Genomic DNA, 24977 nt, shown 5'->3' on the forward strand with positions numbered 1-24977 from the left:
TCCGGGGATATAGGGGCAACTACAATCACCGACTCGCTGAGCCTGAACCTGGTGGGCATGCTGAACGACCAGTTCAACAGCAACTCGCTGTCCCAGGAGAACACCCGGCCGGCGGGGATTCTCGATCTCGGTGTTCCGGACGACCCGCTCGACCGCGTCTGGCACAACAACTATCAGGGCGGCAACGAGACCAGCAACGCGCTCTACGGCGCCACGCTGGAATGGCTGACCGATTTCGCCGACATCAAGTTCATCTTCTCCGACAACAAGGCCGATGTCGACGAAGCCATGTACGACTTCGACTCGACCCCGACCCAGCAGGCCTTCTTCTACAGCAACGACCAGTACAACTACCAGAAGACCTACGAGCTCCAGTTCGTTTCGAATGCGTCCACTCCGTTCTCCGACACCTTCCAGTGGGCGGCGGGACTCTATCGCCTGGAAGGCGAGGGCGGCTTCGGCAGCCTGTACCTGGGGCTGAATCCGGCGGGCGTGCTGTCGAACATCGTGGGCGCTCCGTATCTGCTCGATCGCATCGGTGGCCTGCTGGCACTGAACGGTCTCGGCAATCTGGCCAACACCATCCTCAACGGCACGCCCGACGCCGTCCTCGGCAACGGCGGCATCCTCACCACCGAGTCGAACTCGGTGTACTTCCAGGGCACCTGGTTCGCGACCGACTGGCTGGACGTGACGCTGGGCGCGCGCTATCAGGAAGAGACGCGCGGCATCACCAACAGTTATCTGGACGTGGTTCTGCCCACTGCCGGCACGCCGCCCAATGCCTACTACGACTCGGGCAGTCAGGCGCAGAACATCCGGCTGGTCAACTTCAGCGCACCGGACCTGGTCGACCGGACCCTGTCGCCGCGGCTGGCGCTTCAGTTCCGCCTGTCGGACGACGTGCAGATCTATACCTCGGCGTCGCGCGCGTTCAAGAGCCCGACCTACAACATCGTCAACTTCTTCTCCAACCCGAACCCGGTCGACCGCGAGACCGCGACCTCCTACGAACTGGGCTGGAAGTCCGACCTCCTGGACGGCGCGCTCCGTCTCAATGCGGCGGCGTTCTATACCCAGATCGACGGCCTGTTGACGGCGGTCGTTTCGGTGACCTCCGGCGGCATCGTCTCCTTCCGCAACGCCGGCGAGGCCGAGATCAAGGGCGCCGAGATGGACATGACCTGGCAGCCGATGCCGAGCCGCAACCCCGGCCTGGCGATCGCGGCCAGCGCCACCTATCTCGACGGCAAGTACACCGACTACCCCAACGGCTCGGGTTTCGACGACACCACCGGTCTGTACTTCGGCGAGGACAGCCTGCTCCGCCTCGCGGGCCAGGGCGCGCGCGACTTCAGCGGCAACGACATCGTGCGCACGCCGGATCTCACCGCAAGCGTATCGGTCAACCAGGCGATCGACGCGGGTCCGAACAGCTCGTTCGAGCTCGGCGTGGACTACTACTACAACAGCGGATTCAACACCACGGCACAGAACTCGCCGTTCTTCGAACAGGCCGCCTACGGATTGCTGGGTGGACGCATCGCGTACTTCTACGACCCCTGGGGCATTCAGGTCACGGCGTTCGTCGACAACGCACTCGACGAGCAGTACGCCCAGGCCATCGTGCAGCACGACTTCGGCCGGACCGTGACACTGGCGCCGCCGCGGCTGTACGGCCTGCGCATGAAGTGGAGCTTCTGATCATGCCCGGCCCGAACGGTTGTACCGGCCACAGCACCGGCTTGCGCGCGGCGACCCGCCGCATCACCCACGCGCTTTTCCGTCATGGGGCAGGCGCAACCGCTTGCCGGCTTCGCGACGGGACCCCCAACACCCACAAGGACGGGAATGCCATGGACCAGCGCCGCTCCCCGAAACCGTTCCGCCAATGCCTGTCCGGAAGCATCGCGCTGGTCATCGCGTTCGGCACGGGCCCGGTCATCGCGGAACCGGCGGATGACTCCCCGTTGCTCGGCGGCTGGTACGCGGCGCCGATGGCCAGCTACATCAGGCCCGACAGCAACCGCGTGCTCGACGATGGCCTGGGCGGCACCCTGGCCGTGGGCTACCGGGTGAACCCCGCCTTCGCCGTCGAGCTCTACGGGGTCTATGGCAGTGCCGACCGGGAAGCGGCGCCCGACGGCTCCGCACGCATGGTCGGCGGCGGCATCGGGGCGCTGGCCTTCCTCGACGAACTGCTGCCCGGCGTGTATCTGCCGTTCGCGGTCGGTCATCTCGAGGTCGAGGACAACGGCGTCGGTGCCGAGCCCTACGATGGCCTCATGTTCGAGGCCGGCATCGGCCATCTGCTGCCGCTGTCCTTCGGCCGGTACGACTTCGCCGTTCGGACCGAGGGGCGCTTCCGGCATCACAACGGTCAGGACGGTCGCCGTCTCGACGAGGATGCCTCGGGTGCGCAGGATCTGATCGTGCATCTGGGCCTGCAGCTTCCCTTCGGCCTTGTTCCGGAACCGCCACCCCCGGAGCCGGTACGGGTCGTGGAGGCGACGCCGCCACCCGATGGCGACGCCGACGGCGTACCCGACGACGGTGACCAGTGTCCGGACAGCGCGACGGGCACGACCGTCGATGCAACGGGATGCGCGCCGCCGCCACCACCGCCGCCGGCATGCGGTCCGCAGGCCTCGGGCGGCATCGCGTTGACGGGATGTGCGGCGGGTGATGCGATCGTCCTGCGCGGGGTGCGTTTCGCGTCCGACCGCGCGGTGCTGGCGGCGGGTGCCGAACGGACCCTGGACGAGGTGGCGACGGCGCTCGCCGCGCATCCGGCAATCCGCATCGAGATCGGCGGGCATACCGACAGCCGCGGCGCGGACACCTACAACGCGCGCTTGTCGGCACGGCGGGCCGAAGCCGTACGCGATTACCTGACCGATTCGGGCATCGCCGCCGACCGGCTGGTGACGCGGGGCTACGGCGAGGCGCGGCCGATCGCCGGCAACGATACCGAGGATGGGCGCAGCCTGAATCGCCGCGTGGAGCTCACCGTCCTGAGCGCGGCACCTTCGTGATCGCGCCACGGCAGCGCTCCGCATTGCCGGGTCGGGTGCGGGGCGCTGTCGCTCGCGGTGCATCGCAGGCCGGCGGCCCGCCATCCGCGGAGCGAAGGTCCGCCGTCAGTGTCGTTGCATCAGATAGTGGTACAGCGCACCGGCGAAATGGATGCCGATCAGGATCGGCAGCAGCGTGCCGCCGGTGACGGCGTGGACGGTCTCTGCGGGTTCGTGGATGGCGTCGAACCGCGCGAGTGGAATGTAGACCTCGAACCACCCGAACACGTCGATGCCTTCCCCCTCGGTGAACAGGTAGAGCGGTCCGCTGACGACCAGCACGACCAGGGCGACGAGCAGAAGGCGGTGGGTCAGGCCGCCCGCGTAGCGCTCCAGAGCGCCCGCTTCGGGCCTGGGCGGGAACCCCTGCCAGAGCCGGTGCGTCACGCGCCACGCGACCACGATGAAGACGAAGAAGCCCAGTGCGATGTGCACATCCATGATGTAGCCACCCGATGACCGGTCCGGCGCCTCGTCGGCCATCAGGCCGAGGGTGAGCATGATGAACACGAGGATGGCCGTGACCCAGTGATTCAGGATCGACAGGCCGGAATATCGGGAGTGCGTTTCCATATCGGTCGGCAGGGCTCGGGTTGGATGATGGCGCGACGCGCGGGCGTTGTCCCGAGCGCGCGCGTTCGGGGAAATGGTGGCACAACCGTTCCTGTCCCGCGGGCCTCCGGGCGCGGTCGGCCTGAGGGCGGTGCGGCACGGTCGCGGGATGACCGGACGGTCACGGCGCATGGTCGGCCGATTCCGGGAATCGCCAGTTCCCGGTGACCGGCGAATCGAATCGCGTCCTGGTCGACGGTGGCGCGCATCGCGGATGCATCGCGGTGGTGTCGTACAGGCGCCATGCGCGTCGGTGGGCCACACCCAGATCGCGGCCGGCGTCGCCTGCAAAGCACGGCAGGTCGCTTTCGGCCGGCGCGATCAGGTAGCGATCCGGCGCTTCGGCCATCCATCGCCAGGCGTTCCGCGCCTGCTCTCCGGTCGTGGTGGCATGGCCGAAATGAGTCACGCGATGCACAAGGAAGAGCAGCAGCGACTCGTTCCATCGCACCAGTCCGATCTCTGCTGTCGGCGGCACATGTGCGGCAACGGCGTCGGTCACGTTCCCGGGTGTTCGGAGTGGCTCGAGCGTGCGGTGGCCGAGCACGCCGAATGTTATCCAGACGCCGATGACGACCGCCAGCATGCGGGTCACCGCGGTGCGATGTCGTGTGCTCGCCAGCAGCACTGTCACCACGATGGCGAGCGCGATGCATGCCATGCCCAGCGGCAGGAGGTAACCGGGATCGGAGGTGTAGGCACCGATGCGCGCGACCAGCGGTGGAAATCCCGCAACCGCCAGCAAGCCGGCGCCGGCGAGGACCAGTGCCACCCCGTGCAGGGCCGCGACGATCAGCCGCTCGGCCCCGCGATGCGGCGGCATCCCGGCGGTCAGGCAGGCCAGTGCCAGCGCGACGGCGGGAAGCGCCGGCAGGATGTAGACGCCGCGCTTGCCCGGACTGGCGGAGAAGAACAGCAGCACCAGTCCGGCCCACGCCAGCAGCGCGACGGCACCGGGATTGCCGGGCATGCGGCGCAGGATCGGCTTCGCGTACGCGGCCGCGATCAGCCACAGCGGAAACCACAGGCCGGGGATCACGCTGGTCCCGAAGTAGTGCCAGGGCCGCAGGTGGGTCCAGGTGTCGGCGTAGCGCTCGGCCGTCTGCCGGAAGAGGATGTCGTCGCGGTAGGCGGTCAGCGCCGGGGTCGGATCCGCCGCGACCTGCCGCAGCATCGGCATCAGCCAGAGACCGACGACGGCAGCTGCCACCACCGGCCCCAGCAGGCAGCGCCAGCGCCAGACTCCTGGTGCGGCAATGCGCCCGCGCCAGGTCTGCCAGGCCACCGGCGCCAGCAGCAGGGCCGGGAGGAAGCCGACGCCCTTGGTGATGATGCCCAGCCCCATGAAGGCCCAGGCCGCGAAGTACCACCGCCAGGCCGGGCCGAGCACGAAGTGCCGGATCAGACCGTAGCAGCCCAGAGTGATCCAGCAGGCGACCATGGCGTCGATCTGCGCGTGCCGGGCCTGGAGCAGGAACTGCGGCGCGATCAGCAGCAGCACCGCTGCCTGACGGCCTGCCCGCACCGAGTGGAGTCGCGTCCCGAGGTCGAAGACGGCGGCGACCATCGTCATGCCGCAGAGCGCGCTGGGCAGCAGGAAGGCGATGCGCAGGTCGCCGACCAGTCGATGGCACAACGCGATCGCCCAGAAGAATACCGGCGGCTTGTCGGCATAGAGTTCGCCGCCGCGCATCGGGAACAGCCACCGGCCGGAGGCGACCATCTCGCGCACCACCTCGACGAAGCGCGGCTCGTCCGCGGGCCACGGCGAGCGCAGACCGATGCCCGCGACCATGCCCAGCATCGCCAGCAGCACGACCGCCACCAGCCAGCTCGCGTAGTCGTCGGCGCGCAGCCGTTCCGCCAGTTGTCGCCAGCCGGCCGTGATCGTGGAGGCGAGCGCGTTCAGGTAGCAGCCTCCGACGCGCGATCGCGCAGCAGGAGCGTGGCGCCGATCGCGAGCGCACCGAGCAGCAGCAGCACGCTGACGACCAGATGCTGCGCGTCGGAGAGCGCCACGCCCGCACCGGCGAAGGAGAAGATCAGCATCTGCGGCAGGTAGCCGATCGCGCTGCCGGCGAGGAAGGGCAGAGCGGGCACGCCGGCGGCGCCGGCGCACAGGTTGAGGGCGAGGTTGCTGCCCACCGGCATCAGCCGCAGCACGAGGACCTTGCGCAGGGTGTGATCGCGCAGGTGGCGCTCGATGCGCGCCACCCGTTGGCCCAGTCGACCCCGTATCCATCGGTCGGCAATGCGGCGCGCCACGCCGTAGCTCAGCGCGCATCCGGCGAGTGTCACCGCGGTTCCCAGCAGTGCACCGCCCGGGCCGCCACTCACATAGCCGAGCGCAAAGGCGATCATCTGGCGGGGGCCGCCGACGGCCGTGAATGCCGCGCCACCGGTGAGCAGAACGGCCATGCCGCCGGCCCCGTGGACAGCGACGTACCGTTGCATCCACGCGCCGTCGTCGAAGTGCGTGAGCACTCCCTGCTGTGCGGCGACGGCGAGCAGTGCGAGCACGGCGGCGACCATGCCCCCGCGAAGCAGCCAGCTGCGCGCACTCACGGAGGGACGACCCGGTCTTCGCGCGCCACGGCGGCAAGCCTGGTGCGCTTCAGCAGCCAGAGCATGCCCGCGATATCCAGCAGGCCCGCCCACATCCGGTTCCAGGCGCCGTACTTCGAGCGACCGTGCAGGCGCGGGCGGTGCCCGACTTCGCGGATATGCAGCGCGCCGCCCTGCCGACGGATGAGCGCTGGCAGGAAACGGTGCATGTGATCGAAGTAGGGAAGCGCCAGGAAGGTCGCGCGCGGGAACAGCTTCAGGCCGCAGCCGGTGTCGGGTGTGCGGTCCCGCAGAAGGGCACCGCGGAAGCGGTTGGCGATTCGCGACTGCCACCTGCGCCACGGGCCGTCGTGACGGTCCCGCCGGTAGCCCGCGATGCAGAACGACGCCTCGCCCAGAGTGCGGGCGAGGCGCAGCATGACCGGAATGTCGGCCGGGTCGTTCTGCCCGTCGGCGTCCAGCGTCGCGACCAGGGCGCCGCGTGCATGGCGGACACCGACGTGGAGCGCCGTGCTCTGTCCCGAGGGGCGGTCCAGCCGGATGGCGGTGAGCGTGCATTGCGCGAGGCCGCCCGCCCGGAGCGCCGCCTCGTAGGTGTCGTCGCTGCTGTGGTCGTCGACGACCACGATCTCGAAGGCGCAGAGGCCGTTCAGCGCGGCACCGATCTCCGTGACCAGGCCGGGCAGTGCCTGTGCCTCGTCCCGCGCGGGGAGCACCACCGACAGCTCCGGTCCGCTCAGCGCCGGTGCCGTGCGTGCGTCGTCAGTGTTCATCGAGCGCGGCAAGCGCGTCACGGGCCTCGGCTCGACGGCCTTCGTCGGCGATGCTGCGTCCGGGCCGGGCGGGTGCATCGATGCTCGCCTGGAAGTGCTGGCGCGCCTCCGCAAAGCGCTTCCGGTCGCGCAGCAGCTGGCCGTAGAAGTAGTGCGCATCGATGCTGTCGGGGTTGATGCGCAGGGCCTCCTGGAGATGGGCATCGGCCTTGTCCCTGTCGCCGAAGGACAGGGGCCAGCCGGGCACGTTGGCGTAGAGGCTGCCCAGCGAGGCCGGGATGGCGCCGTCCATCGCATCCGGATCGATCTCGCGGGCGGACAGCAGCAGCTCGCGCGCTTCGCGGACCTCGCCGAGCGCGGACAGACCGCCGGCGGCTGCCGCGTGCGTCGAGAGGATGATGGCGCGCCAGATGCGCGCCTCGGGGACATCGGGATGGCGCGCGAGCACATCGCTGCTGCGGTCGGCGAGCGCTTCCAGCGCGCTCTCGCGTTCAGCCTCGGGCACTACGTACTGCGCCCGCGCCCAGTCGCTCTGCAGCTGCGCAATCTCTTCCGGCGCGATCGCGGTCGCCGTGGCCGATGCGGACAGCAGCGCGAGCAGGATGATCAGGACGCGAGGATTCGGTATCGATGGCATGACGGGATCACTCGTTGGCAGGGGCGGAGGGCCGGGCGATCGCGTGCAGTTGTCGCGCCTGCCCGCGCAGGGCGCGGTCGATCAGTCGGGGGAACAGTGCGTTGAGCTTCATGAAGATGCGTTCGGCGAAACCGAAGACGCGCCATCCGCGGTCGCGTTCCATGGTGGCCACGATGCCCAGCGCGACCGCTTCCGGCGTGTCGCGTGCCAGCTTCAGCGCCTCCGCTGCGCGGGCCGGTCCTCCGTCGTTGAGGGCGGTCTCCGTGTAACGGGGCGCGATGTAGGTCACCGTCACGCCGCTGCCGTGGAGCTCTCGGCGCAGTGCTTCGGAGAAGCCGCGCAGCGCGAACTTGCTGGCGGAGTAGGCCGCGTACATGGGAAAGGCGATGCTGCCGAACACCGAGCCGATGAAGATCAGTCGGCCGCTGCGGCGCTGGCGCATGGCCGGAAGCAGCTGCCGGGTGAGCCGCATCGCGGACAGCGTGTTGACCTGCCACAACCGGTCCAGGTGCGCGGGGTCGCCGGTGTCGAATGCACCGAACTGCATGACGCCCGCGCAGTGGATCACGGCATCGGGCACGGCCCGCTGCAGGCATGCGCGGCCGAGGCGCAGGCCGCCATCGGGCTGCGAGAGGTCGGCGGCGATGGTGTCGATGCCGGAATGCCCCGTGCGCAGCTCCGCGGCCAGCGACTCGAGCGCTTCGGGATCACGTCCGCTGAGGATCAGGTGCGCGCCGCGCCCGGCGAGCGCAAGGGCGAGCGCGCGACCGATGCCGCCGGTGGCGCCGGTGAGCAGGATGGTGGTGTCCGCGAGCTTCATGCCGCGGCCCTGCAAGCCTGCACGGGGACGGACCGCAGGACATCGCCGAACAATCGCACGAACATCCCTCCGGCATGCACGATGGCCTCTCGGTCATCGGCGTCCTCCACGCGATTCACGAGGTTCTCGAAGAAGCGGACATGCTCCTGGTCGACCGCGCCGTGACTGCGCAGATAGCGCAGTGCCGAGGGCTTGAGCGCAAGCGCCTTCCGGATGCCGTCGGCCGCCTCCAGCGCAAGCGCGGTACTGGTGCCCTCCAGTGCGTACACCATCCCGAAGAAGTGCATCGGGTTGTGGCGACGGATTCCGTCGTAGGCATACGCCACCATCAGTTCGGTCGCGGCATTCGGACCCTGCGCCACCAGTGCGTCGGCATCCTCGCCGCAGGCCCGGATGTCATCGAGGATCCAGTGCTCGTGGCCGGTTTCCTCGGCGATGTACTCCCCGAGCAGCGGCTGTACCCAGGCGCGCTCGTGCCCGAGGTGCGCGCCACACCACATCATCAGCGGCACGGTATGGCGCACGTGGTGATAGGCCTGCACCAGATAGGCGATGTAGGTGTCGCGTTCGATGGTGCCGTCGATGGCGGCGCGGACCAGCGGAATCTGTCGCATGGTCTCGCGCTCCGCGCGCGTTTCGGATTCGAGCCGGTCGAAGAGATTCATCTCGGGGTGTACTCCATGGCGGGGGGATGCGCGGACGAGCGCTCGGCATCGTTCGCGGAGAGAAAATCGGTGTGCCGCGCCGCGATGGCGTGGCGGATCGGCTTGCCGCTCGCGGTCCAGCAACCGTTGGCGGGCGTGAACGGCGTATCGGCAAGCATCCAGTCACCCACGCGGGCGTAGTCCGGGAGCTGTGCGTTGGCACGCGCCACCGCAGCGGCAACGTCATCGGCGTCGCATCCGGCGGCGGGCACCAGCACGGCACGGCATCGATGCATCCCTTCGCCGAAGGCCACGGCCTGGGCGATGCTTGCGGATTCCTGCAGGGTCGCCTCGATCCATTCCGGATTGACGTTGCGCCCGAAGGCGGTGACGAAGACGTGCTTGCGGCGGCCGTGGACGAAGACGTAGCCGTCATCGTCGATGGTCCCCAGGTCGCCGGTGGCGACCCATTCGTCCGTGCAGGGCGGCTCCCCCAGATAGCCGAGGAAGGTGCTGCCGGCAGCCTCGATCCCGCCGTCGGCGGCGACGCGCAGTCGCACGTGCGGGAGTGCCCTGCCGACGCTGCCGCGGCGGTCCGCCGACGGGGTGCCGAGGCACAGCACCGAGCAGCATTCGGAAAGGCCGTAACCGACATGAAGGGGCCATCCGGCACTGCGCGCCGCTTCCACGGCGTCCGGGGTCACCGGCGCGCCGCCGACCGCGACGAAGCGCAGCCGGCGCAGACGCGGATCGCCCGGAAACGAGGCGTGCATCAGGGCGCGAAGGGTTGCCGGAACCAGGATCAGGCTGGTGGCCCGGGTCTGTTCGATGGCGCCCAGGCAGCGCGCTGCATCGAATCCGCTGCTGCCCGTCATTCCGACGCGCGCGGCACCCGGCACGACCACGGTTCCGCCGTGCAGCAGGGGCGCATAGATGCCGGCGATATTCTCCAGCAGCGTCGCCAGCGGCATGACGCAGAGGTGCCGGCTCTGTGCGTCGCACTGCGCCGCGGTGGCGAGTGAGCGAGCGACCCGCAGCATGGCGGTTGCGGACAGGCAGACGCCCTTGGGGGCTCCGGTGCTGCCCGACGTGAAGGTGATCTTCGCGGTGCCGGGCGGCAGCGGAGACGCGGCGGCGTCGTCGATGGTGAAGACGGTCCAGGACTCGCCTGCGACCACGATGCGTGCATGGACCGACGCGGACGGGGCGATGCCGGCGATGCGGTCGCCGTCCGCCGCGATGACGAGGCGGCATCCGCTCGCCGTCAGAGTGTGCGCGAGCTGGCGGTCGCTGAAGAAGGCGGGCAGGGGCAGGCTGCAGCAGCCGTTCTCGAGCAAGGCCAGGTCGAGCAGCCCCCATGCCGGCGTGTTGTCTCCCAGGATCCCCACCACATCGCCCAGGTGCGGCGCCAGCACGGAGCCGAGGGTGCGCAGCTCCTGAAGGACCTTGGTGCGGTCGAGAACACGATCGCGGCCTTCGAACAGCACGCCGCCCGCGCTGTTCTGCCGGTGACCGTCGAGCACCATCCGTGCGAGTTCCCTGCCGTGCGCGCTCATCCCCGCAGCGCTCCGGCGCGCCGGTCACGTACGCACGCGCGCCGCATCAGATTCTCGACGGTTCCCCGGATGCTGTCAGCACGACCGCCGGATCGTGCTCGTAGTACGTGCCCCACTGCGTGGCGTCGCGGTCGGGCAGTGTGTCCGGACGCGCGGGGCCGAGCAGGTGCGCGTCGGCTCCTGCGCGCGCCAGACCGTTGCGGAGCTCGCGGGTCGCGGTGCAGGCCAGCCAGCGATATCCGGCACGATCGAGATCGGGGGCGAGGGCGCCGACCAGCGCGCGCAGCACGCCCGGTCGTTCGCCGACGAGATTGCCGAGCTCGATCAGCTCGCCGCGTTGCGGCGGGTGCCTGTCGATGGCCGTCACCGCCGCGCTCAGTGGCTGCGGCAGATAGTGCTCCAGATAGAAGGGTTCGCGATCGGAGCGCAGGCCGAACACGCCGGCGATCTGGCCGTCGTCGTCCCGTATGCCGAGCAGGCAGGGCATGAGATGCTCGCGCACATCGGCTCCGTAGATTCGGGCGTACCCGGCGCAGACGAGTGCGCCGGCCTCGTCGCGTGGCAGGAGGCAGATCCGGCCGGAGTCGACGCGATGGCGCTCGCCCTTTCGCCGGAAGGATGTCCGGGCGGTCGGGTGCGGTCCCGGTGTCGTGGCGCTGATGGCTGGCTGCATGGTCTGTCGATGCCTCGGTTCCGGCCGGGAACTTCCCGGATACGCAGAGACAGAAGCGCAAGCCCTGTGCCAGTCAGTGGATATCTTTCAAGTGTTTGATAATGTTTGAAAAACCCGGAATTCCGGGCGCGACGGCACCGCGCAGATTCCTGCACGGCTGCAGGAATTTGCAGTCGTGATCTGCAGGGCTGTCCTCGCGGAAAGGCGTCTATCCGTCCGTTGACGGCGCGTCCGGGCAGGTCGGTTCCGGCGCATCCTCCGGCACGCGGAACACGACCCGTACACGGGGATCCACGGCGCAGGTGCCTATGTATCCGATGGCGCCGCTGGTCTCGGTCACGATCCGGATCATGGCCTCGGTGGACGGTGCCACGAACGGGGGGTGGATGCCGAGGAAGTAGCGCTCGTTCCAGAACTCTTCCAGCGCGCGCGTTGAAGCATTCAGTACCAGTGACGAAAAGCGCTGGCGCAGTGGGTGCACCGCGGGCAGGTTGATCGGGTGGATGCGGCGGCCGTTCGGCCAGAACTGCAGCTTGCGGCGATAGATCAGGTTCAGGCGGGAAGCGTCGACGCGGGCTTCGGTATCCGAAGCCGCCACGATCACTGCCATGGTGCCGTTCGCCGCGTCCTGCGCCGGCAGGGCGGCATGGACCAGGCAGAGCAGGAGAAGGCCGAGCAGGCGCGGCATTGTCAGAACAGTACGGCCACGGATCCGAGGAGGCCTTCCGGAACGTCTCCCGGGTTCTCGGTGGTCGTGCGGTACTCCGCCTTGAGCACCAGTGTCGGCGACAGTCGCCAGGTCAGTCCGCCGATGTAGAGATGGAGGTCATCGGCATTGTCTGCGCCCGCGAAGGTCTCGAAGCGGGCCACTGCGAACAGCCGGCCGGAGATCGGTGCCACCGCCTGCAGGTAGAGCCCGGTCTCGTCTTCGCGGCGCGTGGTCCGCGAGCGCTGGCGCAACGCGAGCTCGCCGCTCAGTTCGAAGCCGGTGCGGGTGTAGAGGAAGTCCGTGCTGTAGAGCGTCTTCCGTTCGCCGTCGTTGCGCTCCTCGAAGTCGGCGACCGAGATGCCCAGACGCAGGTGCGGGCCGAAGCCCTGTGTCAGCCGTACCCCGTAGGCACGCTCGAAACTGGGTTCGCCGGCTTCCCGGAAGAGTTCCTCGCCCGGTGTGACGAACAGCGACCATTCCAGCGCGTCCCCCATCACCGGCAGGACGCCGCGGAGCATGCCACCGGTCGCGTTGGTGGGAAACGTGTCCTCGGTGATGAGCGGTCGCGAAGTGGTCCAGGTCAACGGTGCCGCGTGCAGCTGATTCCAGCGGCCGATCGGCGTGAGGAACTTGCCGAGTCGCAACTGGAGCGCGTCCGATTGCGCGAAGTCGATGTAGGCGCGCTCCAGCACCGGGCGCGCCCCGTCGACGCCGCTGTCGCCGGGCTGCAGTACCAGCGCTCGTTTGAGCTCGAGCTCGACCAGACCGCTCCAGCGTTGCGGCGATGTCCAGCTGCCGATCAGACTGAGACGGTCCAGCGACAGGCTGGGGGCATCGCGTTGCGTATCGGCGGTCTCGATCTCGGCGTAGCCGCCGAAATGGAGGCGCTGACCCTGCAGGGATTGCGCGGCGGACGGGCCGTCGGCGGCATGGGCGGGCAGCGTCAGCCACGGCACCGCGAGGATGGCGGCGGCAGCCCAGCGGCATATGATGCGCACTGTGGGCAGTGATCGACGCCGTGTGAGTGATGCCAGCCGGATGTTCCGCGGGGAGCATGCCCCCGCGCGCCCGTGGTTGTCGCCGGCGGCCGAATGGATCATCGCTTGAGTCTACGCCGGCTGCTGCTGATCGCGTTCTCGGTGGTCGCTTTGCCGCCCGCGGCCCTGATGATGCTGCTGGCGTTCTGGCAGACGGAAAGCATCGTGCGCTCCGAGATCCAGGCCAACCTGGTGGCTCAGGCGGACGGCGTGTCGGCCAAACTGCGACAGATGCTGTTCGAGCGCGCGCAGAACGCCATCACCTGGAGCGAACTGGAGGTCATGCAGGATGTGGCGGTGGACGACGTGGACAAGCGCCTGTCCACCTTTCTCTCCGACAGCCAGCGTCGCTACGCCGATAGCTACCGGGCGCTGCACGTCGTCGATCCCGAGGGGGTGATGGTCGCGAGCAGCGATGCGCGGCGCATCGGCGCACCGTATCCGGCCGGCGAGCGCTGTGCCGCCGGCATTTTCGCGCTGGCGCTGTGTCTCCCGGCCGATGCGCCGACGGACCCGCATGCGACGCTCTCGATCGGGCTGCGGTCGCGTTTCGACGATGCGCTGCTGGGACGTCTGCTGCTGGTGATCGACTGGAGCAGCGTGACCGGCGTGCTGGATGCGGCCAGCGGTGAGCACCGGGCCGCCGCGGTGTACGGGCCGGATGGCGTGCGCATCGCATCGAGTCGGGGCTGGCGAACGATGGCCGGCGACGGCGCCGCGCAGTACCTCACCGGGTCCGCCGCGGCCGAGCCCGTCGCCGGTCTCGCCGAAACCGCATGGCACACCCGGATCCAGCAGAGCCGCGACAGCGCACTCGCCCCGATTCGCCGCATGGCCTTTGCCTTCGCCGGCCTTCTGGTGCTCGCCGGCATCCTGATCGTGCTCGTCGCGACCCTGGTATCCGCCCGCGTCGCCCGGCCGCTGGTGGGATTGAGCGATTACGCCCGCGCACTCGGACAGGGCGGTGCGGGCAGGCCGCCGGCCCTCGAGCGGGCGCCGTCGGAGGTCGACGCGTTGCGTGACGCGCTGGCGCGCATGGTGGGCGATCTCGAGAGTCAGCGGCAGAAGCTCGTGCTTGCCGCCAAGCTGGCCGCGGTGGGTGAGTTCGCGGCGGTCATGGCTCACGAGATCCGCACACCGCTGGGGATCCTGCGCTCGTCCGCGCAGACCATCGACTCGGATGCGCTGGATGAGCAGAGCCGGGAGCTGGTCGGGTTCATACTCTCCGAAACCGAGCGACTGACCCGCCTGGTCAACGCGTTGCTGGACAGCACCCGGACGCGCGCGCCGCAGGTCGTCGCGCAGGATATCGAGGTGCTGGTGGAGCGGGGCATGGCGATGGTGGGGGCCCAGGCGAGAGAGAAGGATGTCGCGCTGCGCTTCGAGCGCGGCGCGGCCGATCCTGTCGTGGAAGTGGACGGAGAACAGATGCTGCAGGTGCTGCTCAATCTGCTGCTCAACGCCATCCAGATCCTGCCGCGCGGCGGCAGCATTGCGCTGTCGACCCGCGACGATGCCGACAGCCTGCGGCTGCGCGTGCACGACGACGGGCCGGGCATCCCCGAGGCCGAGCACGAACAGGTGTTCGAGCCCTTCGTGCACCGGCGGGAGGGAGGGCTGGGCATCGGCCTGGCGGTCGTGCGCGAGATCACGCGGGCGCACGGCGGCGACGTGCGCGTGATTCCCACCCGGTCGGGCGCCTGCTTCGAAGTCCGGCTGCCGCGGTCGGCGAGTGTGCGCGCATGAGCGAGCCGCTCCGCATCCTGGTGGTCGATGACGAGGCCGGCATGCGGCGCGTGCTGCAGATCATGCTGGAGCGCATGGGGCACGACAGCGATGTCGCGGGCGACGGTGGCGAGGCCATGGCGCTGCTGCGCGCCGGCGATTTCGATCTGGTGATCAGCGACCTCCGCATGCCGCGGGTGGACGGTATCGAGCTGCTGCGCAGCATGCGCGCGGAAACCATGCAGCAGCCCGTGATCATGATCTCCGCCCACGGCAGCATCGATACCGCGGTGAGTGCCATGAAGCTCGGGGCGCTCGACTTCCTTCAACGACCCTTCGATCGCGAGACACTCGAGCTGGCCATCGAGCGGGTCATCCAGCAGGGGTGGTTGCTCCGCGCCAACCGCTTCCTGCGCGGCCAGATCGGCGATGCCCGCCACGGGCTGGTCGGACGCAGCGCCGCCATCCGGTCGGTGCGACAGGCGATCGACCAGGTGGGGCCGACCACGGCGAGCGTGCTCGTGGTCGGGGAGACCGGTACCGGCAAGGAGCTGGTGGCGCGCGCGGTGCACGCCGCATCCGATCGGCAGGACGGGCTCTTCGTCCCGATCAATTGCGCCGCCATACCGGCCGACATGCTCGAGAGCGAACTGTTCGGCCACGAGAAGGGCGCCTTTACCGGGGCCGTGGCCGAGCGCGAGGGGCGATTCGAGCTGGCCAGCGGGGGGACCCTGTTTCTCGACGAGATCACCGAGATGCCGATGGCGCTGCAGGCGAAGCTATTGCGGGTGCTGCAGGACCAGACCGTCGAGCGACTGGGCTCCAATCGCAGCCGCAAGCTCGACCTGCGCGTGCTCGCCGCCTGCAATCGCGATCCCGCTGTCGCAGTGGAAGAAGGGCGGCTGCGCAGCGATCTCCTCTATCGGCTGGATGTGTTCCGCATCGCGCTGCCGCCGCTTCGCGCGCGGCGCGAGGACATTCTCGACCTGGCGTCCCACCTCGTGGGCGAGATCGGCGGTGCGCGTGCGGCGCATCGGATCAGCAACGCGGCCGCGGAGCAACTCACGGCCTATGCATGGCCCGGCAACGTCCGGGAGCTGCGCAACATGGTCGAGCGCGCCCTGATCCTGGCGGGCAGTGCCGATCTGCTGGATGTGCCGCATTTCCCGCTCGCGCAGCAGGCGGCTGCCGGCGATCCGCAGACGCCCGCGCCCCTGGCCGACTTCAATCTCGCGGCAGCCCAGGACGCCCTCGAAGCGCGCTACCTGCGTGCGGCCCTGAGCGCGACCGACGACAACAAGACACGCGCCGCGGTATTGCTCGGGATGAGCGAACGCACTCTCTGGTACAAGCTCAAGCGTCACGGCATCCGGCGGCGCGACTGAATCGCCGGCGCCCGCGGCGGTCGATCCGCGCAACCCTCATGGATCATGGGGCCGCTCGGCCGTGAGCAGCAGGCGGAGCAGGCCAGAGCAGTAAAGAGAACGGCGCACCAAGGGGACAGTATGCTTAATTCCCTGCAGGGTCGAGCGGCATCGAGCAATTCGGTTGCGAATTAAGTGTACTGTCCCCTTTCAAGCGGGTTCGGTCCATGGATGGACCGAACAACCTGCGACCTCTGTCGCCCGAAGGGCGACGCCGCGCAAAGGTATCGATGAAGCGGGATTTGGTCGGGGTGACAGGATTCGATGGATCGGCAGGAAAGCCGATCCACGCGACCGTCAGGGAGCCCGAAGGGTTCGGTCCATGGATGGACCGAACAACCTACGACCTCTGTCGCCCGAAGGGCGACGCTGCGCAAAGGTATCGATGAAGCGGGATTTGGTCGGGGTGACAGGATTCGAACCTACGACCTCTTCGTCCCGAACGAAGCGCTCTACCAAGCTGAGCTACACCCCGAACTGTGTTGCCGCTGCCGTCAGCTGGCGCGCTTGACGGTGAAATCCGCGAGCCCGCTCATGGCGTCCCTGAACGCGGAAGGCGGCATGGCGGCGAGTGCCTGCTTGGCATCGGCCGCATGCCGCTGCGCGGCGGCGGAAGTGTAGTGGATCGCATCGGTGGATTCAACGGCGCGCAGCACCGCGGCGACATCCGCCGATCCGCCGTCGCTGATGGCGCCGCGGAGGTAGTCGCGCGTCGCGGCGTCACCCACCGACATCGCCCGGATCAGGGGCAGGGTCGGCTTGCCCTCGGCGAGATCGGTGCCGAGGTTCTTGCCGGAGACCTCGGGATCGGCCAGGTAGTCGAGCAGGTCGTCGACCACCTGGAAGGCCATGCCGAGACTGAGCCCGTAGTCCTGGGCGGCCCGGATGCCGTCGGCATCGGCGCCCGCGATGAGCGCCCCGAGGCCGGTGGCGGCGCGGAACAGTCGGGCGGTCTTGCGCTCGATGACTTCGAGGTAGCCGGCTTCGTCGGCGTCGGGGTCGCCGCAGCGCATGAGCTGCAGCACCTCGCCCTCGGCGATGGCGTTGGTGGTGTCGGCGAGCTCGCGCATGATGCGCATGTCATCGACTTCCACCATGAGCTGGAAGCTGCGTGAATAGAGGAAGTCGCCGGACAGTACGGCCCCGGCGTTGCCGAAGGCGGCGTTGGCGGTGGCCTGGCCGCGACGGCGCTCGGTCTCGTCCACGACGTCGTCGTGAAGGAGGGTGGCGGTATGGATCAGCTCGACGATGGCGGCCACCAGATGGCCGCGCTGATCGCATCGCCCGAAGGCGCGCGCGGCGAGCAGGACGAGGACCGGGCGCAGGCGTTTGCCGCCGCTGCGCAGGATGTGCGCGGCGATCTCGTTGATGAGCGTGACGTCCGAGCGCAGACGGTCGCGGATCAGCGCGTCGACGGCGCGCATGTCCTCATCAACCGGCGCTGTGCAGTCCTTGAAATCCATAGGGCGGGCATGTGTGGGGCACGGCTTGGCGCCGATCGCGGACGAAAGTGTAGACGAGCGGGCGCCGGCGGGCCTGCGGGGCCCCGATTCGTTGACCTTGGCGCGACCCCGGCGTATCATCGCGCGCCTTGTCGATCCCGGGCCCAGGCCGAGCGGATCGCCCCCGCAGGATTCCGGAGCACATCTGATGTACGCCATCATCAAAACCGGCGGCAAGCAGTATCGCGTCAGCAAGGGCGATGCGCTGCGCGTCGAAACGCTTGACGCCGCTGTCGGTGACACCATTGATTTCGACCAGGTCTTGATGGTCGGCGAGGGCGAGGACGCCAGGGTCGGCGCTCCGCTGGTCGACGGCGCCAGGGTCACGGCCGAGGTGCTGGAGCACGGCCGTGGCAACAAGGTGCACATCATCAAGTTCCGCCGCCGCAAGCATCACATGAAGCGGCAGGGCCACCGCCAGAACTACACGGCGGTTCGCATCACCGACATCGCCGGCGCCTGAGCGCCGCTGAACCGAACAGGAGCAGCTCGATATGGCACACAAGAAGGCTGGCGGCAGTACCCGGAACGGCCGCGATTCCGAATCCAAGCGCCTGGGCGTCAAGCGCTTCGGCGGCGAGCAGGTGCGTGCCGGCTCGATCATCGTGCGCCAGCGCGGCAGCAAGATGCACCCCGGCGACAACGCCGGCATGGGCCGCGACTACACCATCTTCGCGAAGGCCGACGGCAAGGTCGAGTTCCGACCGCGCCACGGCCGCACGGTCGTCAACATCGTCGCGCCGGCCGAGGCCTGATCCGGACGCGATCCGGCCTCCAAGGCGACCGTGTGAAAGGGCCCCGGGAACGGGGCCTTTTTCATTGGGTTGCCACGAAATGGCGCGTTGCCCATTCCGGTGGGCGGCGCTAAATTAGTACAGTGAACAGTACAGGTTGCGCGCATGAGGATCGTGAACTTCTCCGAAGCACGGAAGAGCCTGAAGAAGGTGATCGATACGGTGGTGGATGACGCTGACTACACCGTGATTTCCCGTCGCGATGCGCCGGATGCGGTGGTCATGTCGCTCGATACCTTCAACAGCATGATGGAAACGGCGCATCTGCTGCGTTCGCCCGCCAACGTGGCGCATCTTGAGCGCTCGATCGCGCAGCTTCGAAGCGGCGAAGCGAAGCAGCGCCAGCTGGACGATGCCTAGCCGCATCCTGTGGACGCTGGAAGCCTGGAACGACTACCAGTACTGGCAAAAGCAGGATCGCAAGACACTGAAGCGTATTAACCTTCTGATCCGGGACGCGGTCCGCAACCCCTTCTCCGGAATCGGCAAACCGGAGCCGCTGCGGGAAAATCTGAGCGGGTTCTGGTCCAGGCGCATCGACGAGACCAACCGTCTCGTCTACACCGTCGAGAACGACGATCTGATGATCGTCGCTTGTCGATACCACTACAACTAGCCGCCGCCAACCGAGCCAACCAGCCGTGAAGTTCGTCGACGAAAGCAGAATCCGTGTGGATGCCGGTTCCGGCGGTGCCGGCCATGTCTCGTTCCGCCGCGAGAAGTACGTGCCCTTCGGCGGTCCGGATGGCGGCGACGGCGGCCACGGCGGCAATGTCTACGCAGTGGCGGACAGTGGCCTCAACACTCTGGCCGACATGCGCTTCTCGCGCCGCTTCCGCGCCGAGGACGGCGAGTCCGGCGGCAAGGCCAACCGCACCGGCGCGGCGGGCTCGGACATCGAGATCCCGATGCCGCTCGGCACCATCATCCACGACGAGGACACCGAAGAGTATCTGGGCGAGATCACGCCGGCGACGCCGCGCATCATGCTCGCCCGCGGCGGTGCCCGCGGACTGGGCAACACCCGCTTCAAGAGCAGCGTCAACCGGGCGCCGCGGCAGAGCACGCCCGGCTACGCCGGCGAGTCGCGGCATCTGCGGCTGGAACTGGCGGTGATGGCGGACGTCGGCCTCGCCGGCCTCCCGAATGCCGGCAAGTCGACGCTGCTGTCCGCAATGTCCGCGGCGCGGCCGAAGATCGCCGACTATCCGTTCACGACCCTGTACCCGCAGCCGGGCGTGGTGGCGGTGGACCCGCTGCGCAGCTTCGTCATGGTCGATATCCCGGGCCTCATCGAGGGCGCCGCCGATGGTGCCGGTCTGGGGCATCGCTTCCTGCGACACCTGTCGCGCACGCGCCTCCTGCTGCAGCTGGTCGATCTGGTTCCGGTGGACGGTGACCTCACCGGCCAGGTGCGCACCATCGATGCCGAGCTGGCGCAGTACAGTGCCGGGCTCGCCGAACGGCCGCGCTGGCTGGTGTTCACCAAGGCGGACCTGATGGACGAGGACGCCGCGCGGGCGCTGGCCGAGGAAGCAGTCGCCGAGCTCGAATGGCCGCATCCCTGGTATCTGATCTCGTCGGTGCAGCGAACCGGCTTGGAGCCGCTGGCGCGTGCGGTGATGGACTGGCTGGAGGCGCGTCGGGCCGAGGATGCCGCCGCTGCCGACGGCCGGGCCGACGAGGAGGTGGCACCGTGAGCCGCGGCGGCGGATTCGATCGCGGCGCCATGCAGGGGGTGCGACGCCTCGTGGTCAAGGTGGGCAGCTCCCTGGTCACCAATCAGGGCAAGGGGCTGGATGGTGACGCCATCGCGGAATGGGTCGGCCAGATCACCGAGCTGCTGCGCGCCGGCGTGCAGGTCGTGCTGGTATCCAGCGGCGCGGTCGCCGAGGGGCGCGCGCGTCTCGGCATGAGCCAGCGCCCGCGCACCCTGCACGCGCTGCAGGCCACCGCGGCGGTCGGGCAGATGGGGCTGGTGCGCGCCTACGAGAACGCCTTCGCGCAGTACGGCCTCAACACCGCGCAGGTGCTGCTGACGCACGAGGATGTCGCCGAGCGCAGCCGCTATCTCAATGCCCGCAGCACGCTGCGCACGCTGCTGGAGTGGGGCGTCGTGCCGGTGGTCAACGAGAACGACACGGTCTCCACCGACGAGATCCGCCTGGGGGACAACGACACCCTCGGCGCGCTGGTCTGCAATCTGGTGGAGGCCGAGGCGCTGATCATCCTCACCGACCAGGACGGTCTGTACACCCGCGACCCGCGACAGGACGACGCCGCCGAGCTGATCCACGACATCGGCGTGTCCGACCCCCGGCTCGACGACATGGCCGGTGATGGCATGGGCGCGCTGGGCCGCGGCGGCATGCGCACCAAGCTGACGGCCGCGCGCTGGGCCGCGCGTTCCGGCGCCAGCACCATCATCGCCCACGGTCGGCGCGAGCGCGTGCTGGTGCGCCTGCTGGAGGGCGAGGCCGAACTGGGCACGATGCTGCACGCCGACGAGATGCGCATCGGCGCGCGCAAGCGCTGGATCGCCGGGCAGCTGCAGTCCCGCGGCGTGCTGCATCTCGACGAGGGCGCAGTCAGGGCGCTGCGCGGCGGCGGCGCCAGCCTGCTGCCGGTGGGCGTGCGGTCGGTGGAGGGGCAGTTCTCGCGCGGCGATGTCGTGCGCTGCGTGGCACCGGACGGCGCCGAGATCGCGCGCGGGCTGGTCAACTACAGCGCCGCCGAGGCGACCCGCATCTGCGGTGTGCCCACGCGCGAGATCAACGACCGGCTGGGCTATGTCGGGGAGTCCGAGCTCATCCACCGGGATGACCTCGCGCTCAGCTGAGGCGCTAGCGCAGCCCGCACGTCGCCGTTCCGGCCGGCTGAACGGCGGGGTATTGCCGGCCGCGATGGCCGGTGGTCGATTCAGGCGCGTTTCAATCGGGCCTCCCGTTCCGACTGCAGCCGCTCCTGCATGCGGGCATGCCATGCGCTGGTGCTGGCGCGTTCGGCGCAGAACGAGAGGGCAAGCTGCTCATACTCGTCGGCTCTCTCCAGGCCGACCAGGAATCCCGCTGCCTTCTGGACAACACGATAGATCTGCAGGGCGCGTTCCCGGTCCCCGTTGATGAGGCCGATCATTCGGGCCGCGAGGGCCCAATGCTGGCGCAGCCGGTCGGTATCGGGAAAGTCGGGGAACGCTCGGCCGTAGCGCAGATCTCCGGCAGCCGCGGCGCTCGCGAGATGTGCGTACTGCGACGATGCATCCAGCAGCGGGCGGTCCTCGTCCGCGCAGGCCCGCCGAATCGCGTGCAGATCGACGCCGAGCCCAGAAAGTGCTGTGACGGGCGACCCGCATATCCATCGATCCAGCTCCTGCAGGACTTCGGGCGAGAAGCTGATCATGCCGTGTGCGGGACCACCAGGGGCGAACGTGAGCTCGCCGAGCACCGGCCCGTCGTACATGTCGACACTGACGAAGCTGCTGCCGGTCGCTTTGGCTAGCCTCGACGCTGCGTGCAGTAGCTGAGCCGGGTAAAGCGGCAGTATGTGGTTGCCGACCGCCATCTTCGTCGTGTCGAAGTGGTAGTGGCGGCCGTGTTCCAGCGGCAGCATCGCGGCATCGAATATCGCGCCGCGCGGCGGCGAGGCGTTGCGATCAATCTGGAGCACGAATCCGGGCTCGCCGTTGAAGCAGTAGACCTTGTAGTCCGGTGGCACGGCCTTGCCAGGGATGTGCGAAGGGATCAATTCCTCGAGCACCCAGTACTCCGGATCCTGGTCCTGAATGTTGCCTATCGCATCCGCGGACACGGTTCGCAGGGTCAGGAGGTTCAGAAACCGCTCTTCCTCGCGGCCTCGCTCGTGGTGATTTTCGGCCAGTCGTTGCAGCACGTGGATGCCGATGGATGAGTGCCAACCCGGTTGCTTGATGACAAAGGCATCCATCTCGTGCGCCGCAGCCCACAGCTCGGACAACGAGTCGAAGCGTCTTCGCACGGGCGTTGCGCAGCCATTGCGCTCGCCGAAGACGTATGCGGCAAGTTTGTCATCCAGCTCCCAGGGAACCGGATCACCGATGAGCTCGGCCTTGTTGCGAAACCGCTGCCGTATGAAGGTCAGGAAGTCGCGGGCAGGCCGATCAGCGGGTGTCGGGTGGAACTTTTCCGGAGCCGGAGGCATTGATCGGTTCGCCACAGAAATCGTTCTTGCCGCGGGCGCGAAGTGCCGCGGTCCCGCTGTCGCGGCTGGAAAGGTTAGCCGCCCTCATCGGCGTTGTCGATTTGCCGGGGGGCACGGCGTTGCGCATGAGCGCCGGAGCAATCCCGTCGGGCGCGGAGGCGGTCCGCCGGCTTCTCGAGCCGGGGCGTCGGCCATAACGCGAAAAGCGGGATGCGCCGGGCGCTCCCGCTTTTCGGTGGAACCACGATGAAGCGCCGCATGTCGCGGCGCGGGTCACGCGATCAGGCGCTCTCGAGGGCCTTGATGTGCTTCTGCAGCCGGTGCTTGTGGCGCGCGACCTTGTTCTTGTGGATCAGGCCGCGACCGGCGTAGCGGTCGAGCAGCGGCACCATTTCCTTGTAGGCGCTGCGCGCTTCGTCGATATTCCTGGACTCGACGGCCTTGACGACCTTCCTGATGGAGGAACGGACCATCGAGCGCTGCGAGGCATGCAGCGAGCGGCGCTTTTCATTCTGGATGGCGCGCTTGCGCGCCTGGGGCGAGTTGGCCAACGGTGACTCCGCAATACAAACCGGTGAGGCGATCTGGGTTCCGGGGGAGGGCCCCGAAAAAGGTCGCGTAGTATTCTCGCGCCTTCACGGCTTGTCAACCGAGCGCAGGCCCCCCGCGCAGTCTCCGCCCGCATGTCCCGTTCCCTTCTGAAGTCCTCCGGTGTGGTCAGCGCCGCGACCCTGCTGTCGCGCCTGCTCGGCTTCCTGCGCGACATGCTGCAGGCGGCGCTGTTCGGCGCCGGCGCGGCGATGGACGCCTTCTTCGTGGCGTTCCGCATTCCCAACCTGTTCCGCCGCATGTTCGCGGAGGGCGCCTTCCAGCAGGCCTTCGTGCCGGTCCTGAAGGAAACCCAGGCGCAGGGCAGCGAGGAGGAACTCCGGCGGCTGGTGGACGCCGTCGCCTCGACGCTGGGCGCCTTCCTGCTGCTGATCACCGCGGCCGGCGTGCTCGCCGCACCGCTGCTGATGAGCCTGTTCGCGCCCGGCTTCATGGCCGACGCCGAGAAGTTCGCGACCGCCGTCACGCTGCTGCGCTGGACCTTCCCGTATCTGCTGTTCATCTCGCTCGCGGCACTGGCCTCGGGCATCCTGCACGCGCACGGGCGGTTCGCGGTGCCGGCGATCACGCCGGTGCTGCTCAATCTCTGCCTGATCGCCGCGGCGCTGCTCTACGCGCCATCGGTCGAGGCGCTGGCCATCGCGGTGCTGATCGGCGGTGTGCTGCAGCTCTGCTTCCAGCTGCCATCGGTGTGGAAGCTCGGGCTCATGCCACGCCCGAGCGCGGGCTGGCGGGATCCGGCAGTGCGGCGCATCGTGCTGCTCATGCTGCCGATCATGCTGGGTGCCTCGATCTCGCAGCTGAGCCTGCTGCTCGATTCGGTGATCGCGTCCTTCCTGCCCGGCGATGGCAGCGTGAGCTGGCTGTGGTACGCCGACCGCCTGATGGAGTTCCCCCTGGGGGTGTTCTCCATCGCCATCGCCACCGTGATCCTGCCGTATCTCTCCGGCCAGTTCGCGGGCAAGGATGCCGAGGGCTTCAGCGGCACGCTCGACTGGGCGCTGCGGCTGGTGCTGCTGCTCGGCATTCCCGCCGCGCTCGGGCTGCTGGTGCTGGCCGAGCCCATCGTTGCCACGCTGTTCCACCACAACGCCTTCACCGAGCGCGACGTCGCCATGACGGCGGCCGCGCTGGTGGCCTATGCCTTCGCCTTCATTGGGTTCTCGCTGGTCAAGGTGTTCATCCCGGCGTTCTACGCGCGGCAGGACACCGTCCAGCCGCTGCGGCTGGGTGCGATCGCCTTCGGCGCCGGCATGGTGGTGTCGGTGGCGTTGACCACCGCGCTGGTCATGGCCGGCCATGACCGGCCGCACGTCGGTATCGCCGGGGCCACTGCCGCGGCGAGCTGGCTGCACGCGGGGCTGCTCTACGCGCGTCTGCGCCGCGACGGCGTCTACGCGCCGCGCCCCGGCTGGATGCGCTATGTCGTGCGCATCGCCATCGCCAGCGCGGTGATGGCAGCGGTGGCCGCTGCGGGTGCGCACGGCTTCGGTGACTGGCTCGACGCCGCCGCGCTGAGCCGGGCGCTGGGGCTGCTCGCGGTGATCGCGGCGGCGGCGCTCAGCTATCTGCTGGCGCTGGCCCTGCTGGGGCTGCGGCCGCTGGCGACGCTGCGCACGCTGCGGCGACGCTAGCGCTGCCGCTTGG

Annotated in this window: 25 protein-coding genes and 1 tRNA gene; 11 read left to right on the forward strand and 15 right to left on the reverse strand. The window is 68.8% G+C overall.

Features of this window, described 5'->3' with window-relative positions:
- Both KAH28_RS00660 and KAH28_RS00665 read left to right on the forward strand, forming a co-directional pair.
- A partial coding sequence (locus tag KAH28_RS00660; protein ID WP_290573870.1) for a TonB-dependent receptor occupies positions 1 to 1704 on the forward strand: 1704 nt, incomplete at its 5' end.
- Between the two features lie 152 nt (positions 1705 to 1856).
- Positions 1857 to 3035, forward strand: a complete 1179-nt coding sequence (locus KAH28_RS00665; protein ID WP_290573871.1) for an OmpA family protein — start codon at positions 1857 to 1859, stop codon at positions 3033 to 3035.
- A 105-nt stretch (positions 3036 to 3140) separates the two neighbouring features.
- Here KAH28_RS00665 and KAH28_RS00670 read toward each other — a convergent pair whose 3' ends face one another.
- The 11 genes from KAH28_RS00670 to KAH28_RS00720 all read right to left on the reverse strand — a co-directional run bounded on the left by KAH28_RS00670 (position 3141) and on the right by KAH28_RS00720 (position 13061).
- Entirely contained in the window at positions 3141 to 3647 is a 507-nt protein-coding gene (locus tag KAH28_RS00670; protein WP_290573872.1) for a cytochrome b/b6 domain-containing protein, read from the reverse strand.
- 160 nt (positions 3648 to 3807) lie between these two features.
- Positions 3808 to 5511 carry a glycosyltransferase family 39 protein gene (locus KAH28_RS00675; protein WP_290573873.1) on the reverse strand — a complete coding sequence of 568 codons (1704 nt, stop codon included), beginning with the start codon at positions 5509 to 5511 and terminating at the stop codon, positions 3808 to 3810.
- 80 nt (positions 5512 to 5591) lie between these two features.
- Positions 5592 to 6251, reverse strand: coding sequence for a TVP38/TMEM64 family protein (locus tag KAH28_RS00680; RefSeq protein WP_290573874.1), 660 nt, complete (start codon positions 6249 to 6251; stop codon positions 5592 to 5594).
- The gene (locus tag KAH28_RS00685; protein WP_290573875.1) at positions 6248 to 7024 is read right to left on the reverse strand and encodes a glycosyltransferase family 2 protein; all 777 of its coding nucleotides are present in this window, start codon (positions 7022 to 7024) and stop codon (positions 6248 to 6250) included. Before KAH28_RS00685 ends, KAH28_RS00680 begins: the two co-directional genes overlap by 4 nt.
- The gene (locus KAH28_RS00690; protein WP_290573876.1) at positions 7014 to 7661 is read right to left on the reverse strand and encodes a tetratricopeptide repeat protein; all 648 of its coding nucleotides are present in this window, start codon (positions 7659 to 7661) and stop codon (positions 7014 to 7016) included. The genes KAH28_RS00685 and KAH28_RS00690 overlap by 11 nt, the downstream gene beginning before the upstream one ends.
- A 7-nt stretch (positions 7662 to 7668) precedes the next feature.
- Entirely contained in the window at positions 7669 to 8481 is an 813-nt protein-coding gene (locus KAH28_RS00695; RefSeq protein ID WP_290573877.1) for an SDR family oxidoreductase, read from the reverse strand.
- On the reverse strand, positions 8478 to 9146 hold the full coding sequence (locus tag KAH28_RS00700) for an iron-containing redox enzyme family protein (protein WP_290573878.1): 669 nt from the start codon (positions 9144 to 9146) through the stop codon (positions 8478 to 8480). Before KAH28_RS00700 ends, KAH28_RS00695 begins: the two co-directional genes overlap by 4 nt.
- Positions 9143 to 10681, reverse strand: coding sequence for an AMP-binding protein (locus KAH28_RS00705; RefSeq protein WP_290573879.1), 1539 nt, complete (start codon positions 10679 to 10681; stop codon positions 9143 to 9145). The genes KAH28_RS00700 and KAH28_RS00705 overlap by 4 nt, the downstream gene beginning before the upstream one ends.
- A 46-nt stretch (positions 10682 to 10727) precedes the next feature.
- Complete coding sequence (locus KAH28_RS00710; RefSeq protein ID WP_290573880.1) at positions 10728 to 11354, reverse strand: thermostable hemolysin; 627 nt, start codon at positions 11352 to 11354, stop codon at positions 10728 to 10730.
- 208 nt (positions 11355 to 11562) lie between these two features.
- Positions 11563 to 12042, reverse strand: a complete 480-nt coding sequence (locus KAH28_RS00715; RefSeq protein ID WP_290573881.1) for a hypothetical protein — start codon at positions 12040 to 12042, stop codon at positions 11563 to 11565.
- A 2-nt stretch (positions 12043 to 12044) separates the two neighbouring features.
- Positions 12045 to 13061, reverse strand: coding sequence for a hypothetical protein (locus tag KAH28_RS00720; RefSeq protein WP_290573882.1), 1017 nt, complete (start codon positions 13059 to 13061; stop codon positions 12045 to 12047).
- Positions 13062 to 13166: 105 nt separating this feature from the next.
- On the opposite strand from KAH28_RS00720, the gene KAH28_RS00725 reads away from it, so the two are divergent.
- Positions 13167 to 14846 (forward strand): ATP-binding protein, encoded by a 1680-nt coding sequence (locus tag KAH28_RS00725; protein ID WP_290573883.1) that lies wholly within the window; start codon positions 13167 to 13169, stop codon positions 14844 to 14846.
- On the forward strand, positions 14843 to 16210 hold the full coding sequence (locus tag KAH28_RS00730; protein ID WP_290573884.1) for a sigma-54 dependent transcriptional regulator: 1368 nt from the start codon (positions 14843 to 14845) through the stop codon (positions 16208 to 16210). Before KAH28_RS00725 ends, KAH28_RS00730 begins: the two co-directional genes overlap by 4 nt.
- A gap of 437 nt (positions 16211 to 16647) precedes the next feature.
- Here KAH28_RS00730 and KAH28_RS00735 read toward each other — a convergent pair.
- A tRNA-Pro gene (locus tag KAH28_RS00735) sits at positions 16648 to 16724 on the reverse strand.
- Positions 16725 to 16743: 19 nt separating this feature from the next.
- Positions 16744 to 17673, reverse strand: a complete 930-nt coding sequence (locus KAH28_RS00740) for a polyprenyl synthetase family protein (protein WP_290573885.1) — start codon at positions 17671 to 17673, stop codon at positions 16744 to 16746.
- A gap of 226 nt (positions 17674 to 17899) precedes the next feature.
- Here KAH28_RS00740 and rplU point away from each other — a divergent pair, with 226 nt between their 5' ends.
- From rplU to proB, 6 genes are all read left to right on the forward strand, one after another.
- Positions 17900 to 18214 carry a 50S ribosomal protein L21 gene (gene rplU / locus KAH28_RS00745; RefSeq protein ID WP_290573886.1) on the forward strand — a complete coding sequence of 105 codons (315 nt, stop codon included), beginning with the start codon at positions 17900 to 17902 and terminating at the stop codon, positions 18212 to 18214.
- A 31-nt stretch (positions 18215 to 18245) separates the two neighbouring features.
- The gene (gene rpmA / locus KAH28_RS00750) at positions 18246 to 18506 is read left to right on the forward strand and encodes a 50S ribosomal protein L27 (RefSeq protein ID WP_290573887.1); all 261 of its coding nucleotides are present in this window, start codon (positions 18246 to 18248) and stop codon (positions 18504 to 18506) included.
- Between the two features lie 144 nt (positions 18507 to 18650).
- Entirely contained in the window at positions 18651 to 18905 is a 255-nt protein-coding gene (locus tag KAH28_RS00755; RefSeq protein ID WP_290573888.1) for a type II toxin-antitoxin system prevent-host-death family antitoxin, read from the forward strand.
- Positions 18898 to 19161, forward strand: a complete 264-nt coding sequence (locus KAH28_RS00760) for a Txe/YoeB family addiction module toxin (protein ID WP_290573889.1) — start codon at positions 18898 to 18900, stop codon at positions 19159 to 19161. The genes KAH28_RS00755 and KAH28_RS00760 overlap by 8 nt, the downstream gene beginning before the upstream one ends.
- A 25-nt stretch (positions 19162 to 19186) precedes the next feature.
- Positions 19187 to 20245, forward strand: a complete 1059-nt coding sequence (gene cgtA, locus KAH28_RS00765; protein WP_290573890.1) for an Obg family GTPase CgtA — start codon at positions 19187 to 19189, stop codon at positions 20243 to 20245.
- A gap of 29 nt (positions 20246 to 20274) precedes the next feature.
- Complete coding sequence (proB, locus tag KAH28_RS00770) at positions 20275 to 21384, forward strand: glutamate 5-kinase (protein WP_366918099.1); 1110 nt, start codon at positions 20275 to 20277, stop codon at positions 21382 to 21384.
- Between the two features lie 80 nt (positions 21385 to 21464).
- On the opposite strand, the gene KAH28_RS00775 is transcribed toward proB, so the two are convergent.
- Complete coding sequence (locus tag KAH28_RS00775) at positions 21465 to 22721, reverse strand: ATP-grasp fold amidoligase family protein (protein WP_290573892.1); 1257 nt, start codon at positions 22719 to 22721, stop codon at positions 21465 to 21467.
- A 281-nt stretch (positions 22722 to 23002) separates the two neighbouring features.
- On the reverse strand, positions 23003 to 23272 hold the full coding sequence (gene rpsT, locus KAH28_RS00780; protein ID WP_290573893.1) for a 30S ribosomal protein S20: 270 nt from the start codon (positions 23270 to 23272) through the stop codon (positions 23003 to 23005).
- 132 nt (positions 23273 to 23404) lie between these two features.
- On the opposite strand from rpsT, the gene murJ reads away from it, so the two are divergent.
- Positions 23405 to 24964, forward strand: coding sequence for a murein biosynthesis integral membrane protein MurJ (murJ, locus tag KAH28_RS00785; RefSeq protein ID WP_290573894.1), 1560 nt, complete (start codon positions 23405 to 23407; stop codon positions 24962 to 24964).
- Positions 24965 to 24977 lie beyond the last annotated feature (13 nt).

The sequence above is a fragment of the Algiphilus sp. genome (assembly GCF_023145115.1).
Classification (GTDB): Bacteria; Pseudomonadota; Gammaproteobacteria; order Nevskiales; family Nevskiaceae; genus Algiphilus.

Excerpts from the sequence above, each read along its gene's own strand:
- KAH28_RS00775 (WP_290573892.1), bottom strand. The coding sequence starts at position 22,721 with ATGCCTCCGGCTCCGGAAAAGTTCCACCCGACACCCGCTGATCGGCCT.
- KAH28_RS00730 (WP_290573884.1), top strand. The coding sequence starts at position 14,843 with ATGAGCGAGCCGCTCCGCATCCTGGTGGTCGATGACGAGGCCGGCATG.
- KAH28_RS00715 (WP_290573881.1), bottom strand. The coding sequence starts at position 12,042 with ATGCCGCGCCTGCTCGGCCTTCTCCTGCTCTGCCTGGTCCATGCCGCC.
- KAH28_RS00695 (WP_290573877.1), bottom strand. The coding sequence starts at position 8,481 with ATGAAGCTCGCGGACACCACCATCCTGCTCACCGGCGCCACCGGCGGC.
- KAH28_RS00740 (WP_290573885.1), bottom strand. The coding sequence starts at position 17,673 with ATGCGCGCCGTCGACGCGCTGATCCGCGACCGTCTGCGCTCGGACGTC.
- murJ (WP_290573894.1), top strand. The coding sequence starts at position 23,405 with ATGTCCCGTTCCCTTCTGAAGTCCTCCGGTGTGGTCAGCGCCGCGACC.
- KAH28_RS00705 (WP_290573879.1), bottom strand. The coding sequence starts at position 10,681 with ATGAGCGCGCACGGCAGGGAACTCGCACGGATGGTGCTCGACGGTCAC.
- KAH28_RS00690 (WP_290573876.1), bottom strand. The coding sequence starts at position 7,661 with ATGCCATCGATACCGAATCCTCGCGTCCTGATCATCCTGCTCGCGCTG.
- KAH28_RS00760 (WP_290573889.1), top strand. The coding sequence starts at position 18,898 with ATGCCTAGCCGCATCCTGTGGACGCTGGAAGCCTGGAACGACTACCAG.
- rpmA (WP_290573887.1), top strand. The coding sequence starts at position 18,246 with ATGGCACACAAGAAGGCTGGCGGCAGTACCCGGAACGGCCGCGATTCC.
- KAH28_RS00670 (WP_290573872.1), bottom strand. The coding sequence starts at position 3,647 with ATGGAAACGCACTCCCGATATTCCGGCCTGTCGATCCTGAATCACTGG.
- KAH28_RS00665 (WP_290573871.1), top strand. The coding sequence starts at position 1,857 with ATGGACCAGCGCCGCTCCCCGAAACCGTTCCGCCAATGCCTGTCCGGA.
- KAH28_RS00685 (WP_290573875.1), bottom strand. The coding sequence starts at position 7,024 with ATGAACACTGACGACGCACGCACGGCACCGGCGCTGAGCGGACCGGAG.
- KAH28_RS00700 (WP_290573878.1), bottom strand. The coding sequence starts at position 9,146 with ATGAATCTCTTCGACCGGCTCGAATCCGAAACGCGCGCGGAGCGCGAG.
- rplU (WP_290573886.1), top strand. The coding sequence starts at position 17,900 with ATGTACGCCATCATCAAAACCGGCGGCAAGCAGTATCGCGTCAGCAAG.
- KAH28_RS00710 (WP_290573880.1), bottom strand. The coding sequence starts at position 11,354 with ATGCAGCCAGCCATCAGCGCCACGACACCGGGACCGCACCCGACCGCC.
- proB (WP_366918099.1), top strand. The coding sequence starts at position 20,275 with ATGCAGGGGGTGCGACGCCTCGTGGTCAAGGTGGGCAGCTCCCTGGTC.
- KAH28_RS00755 (WP_290573888.1), top strand. The coding sequence starts at position 18,651 with ATGAGGATCGTGAACTTCTCCGAAGCACGGAAGAGCCTGAAGAAGGTG.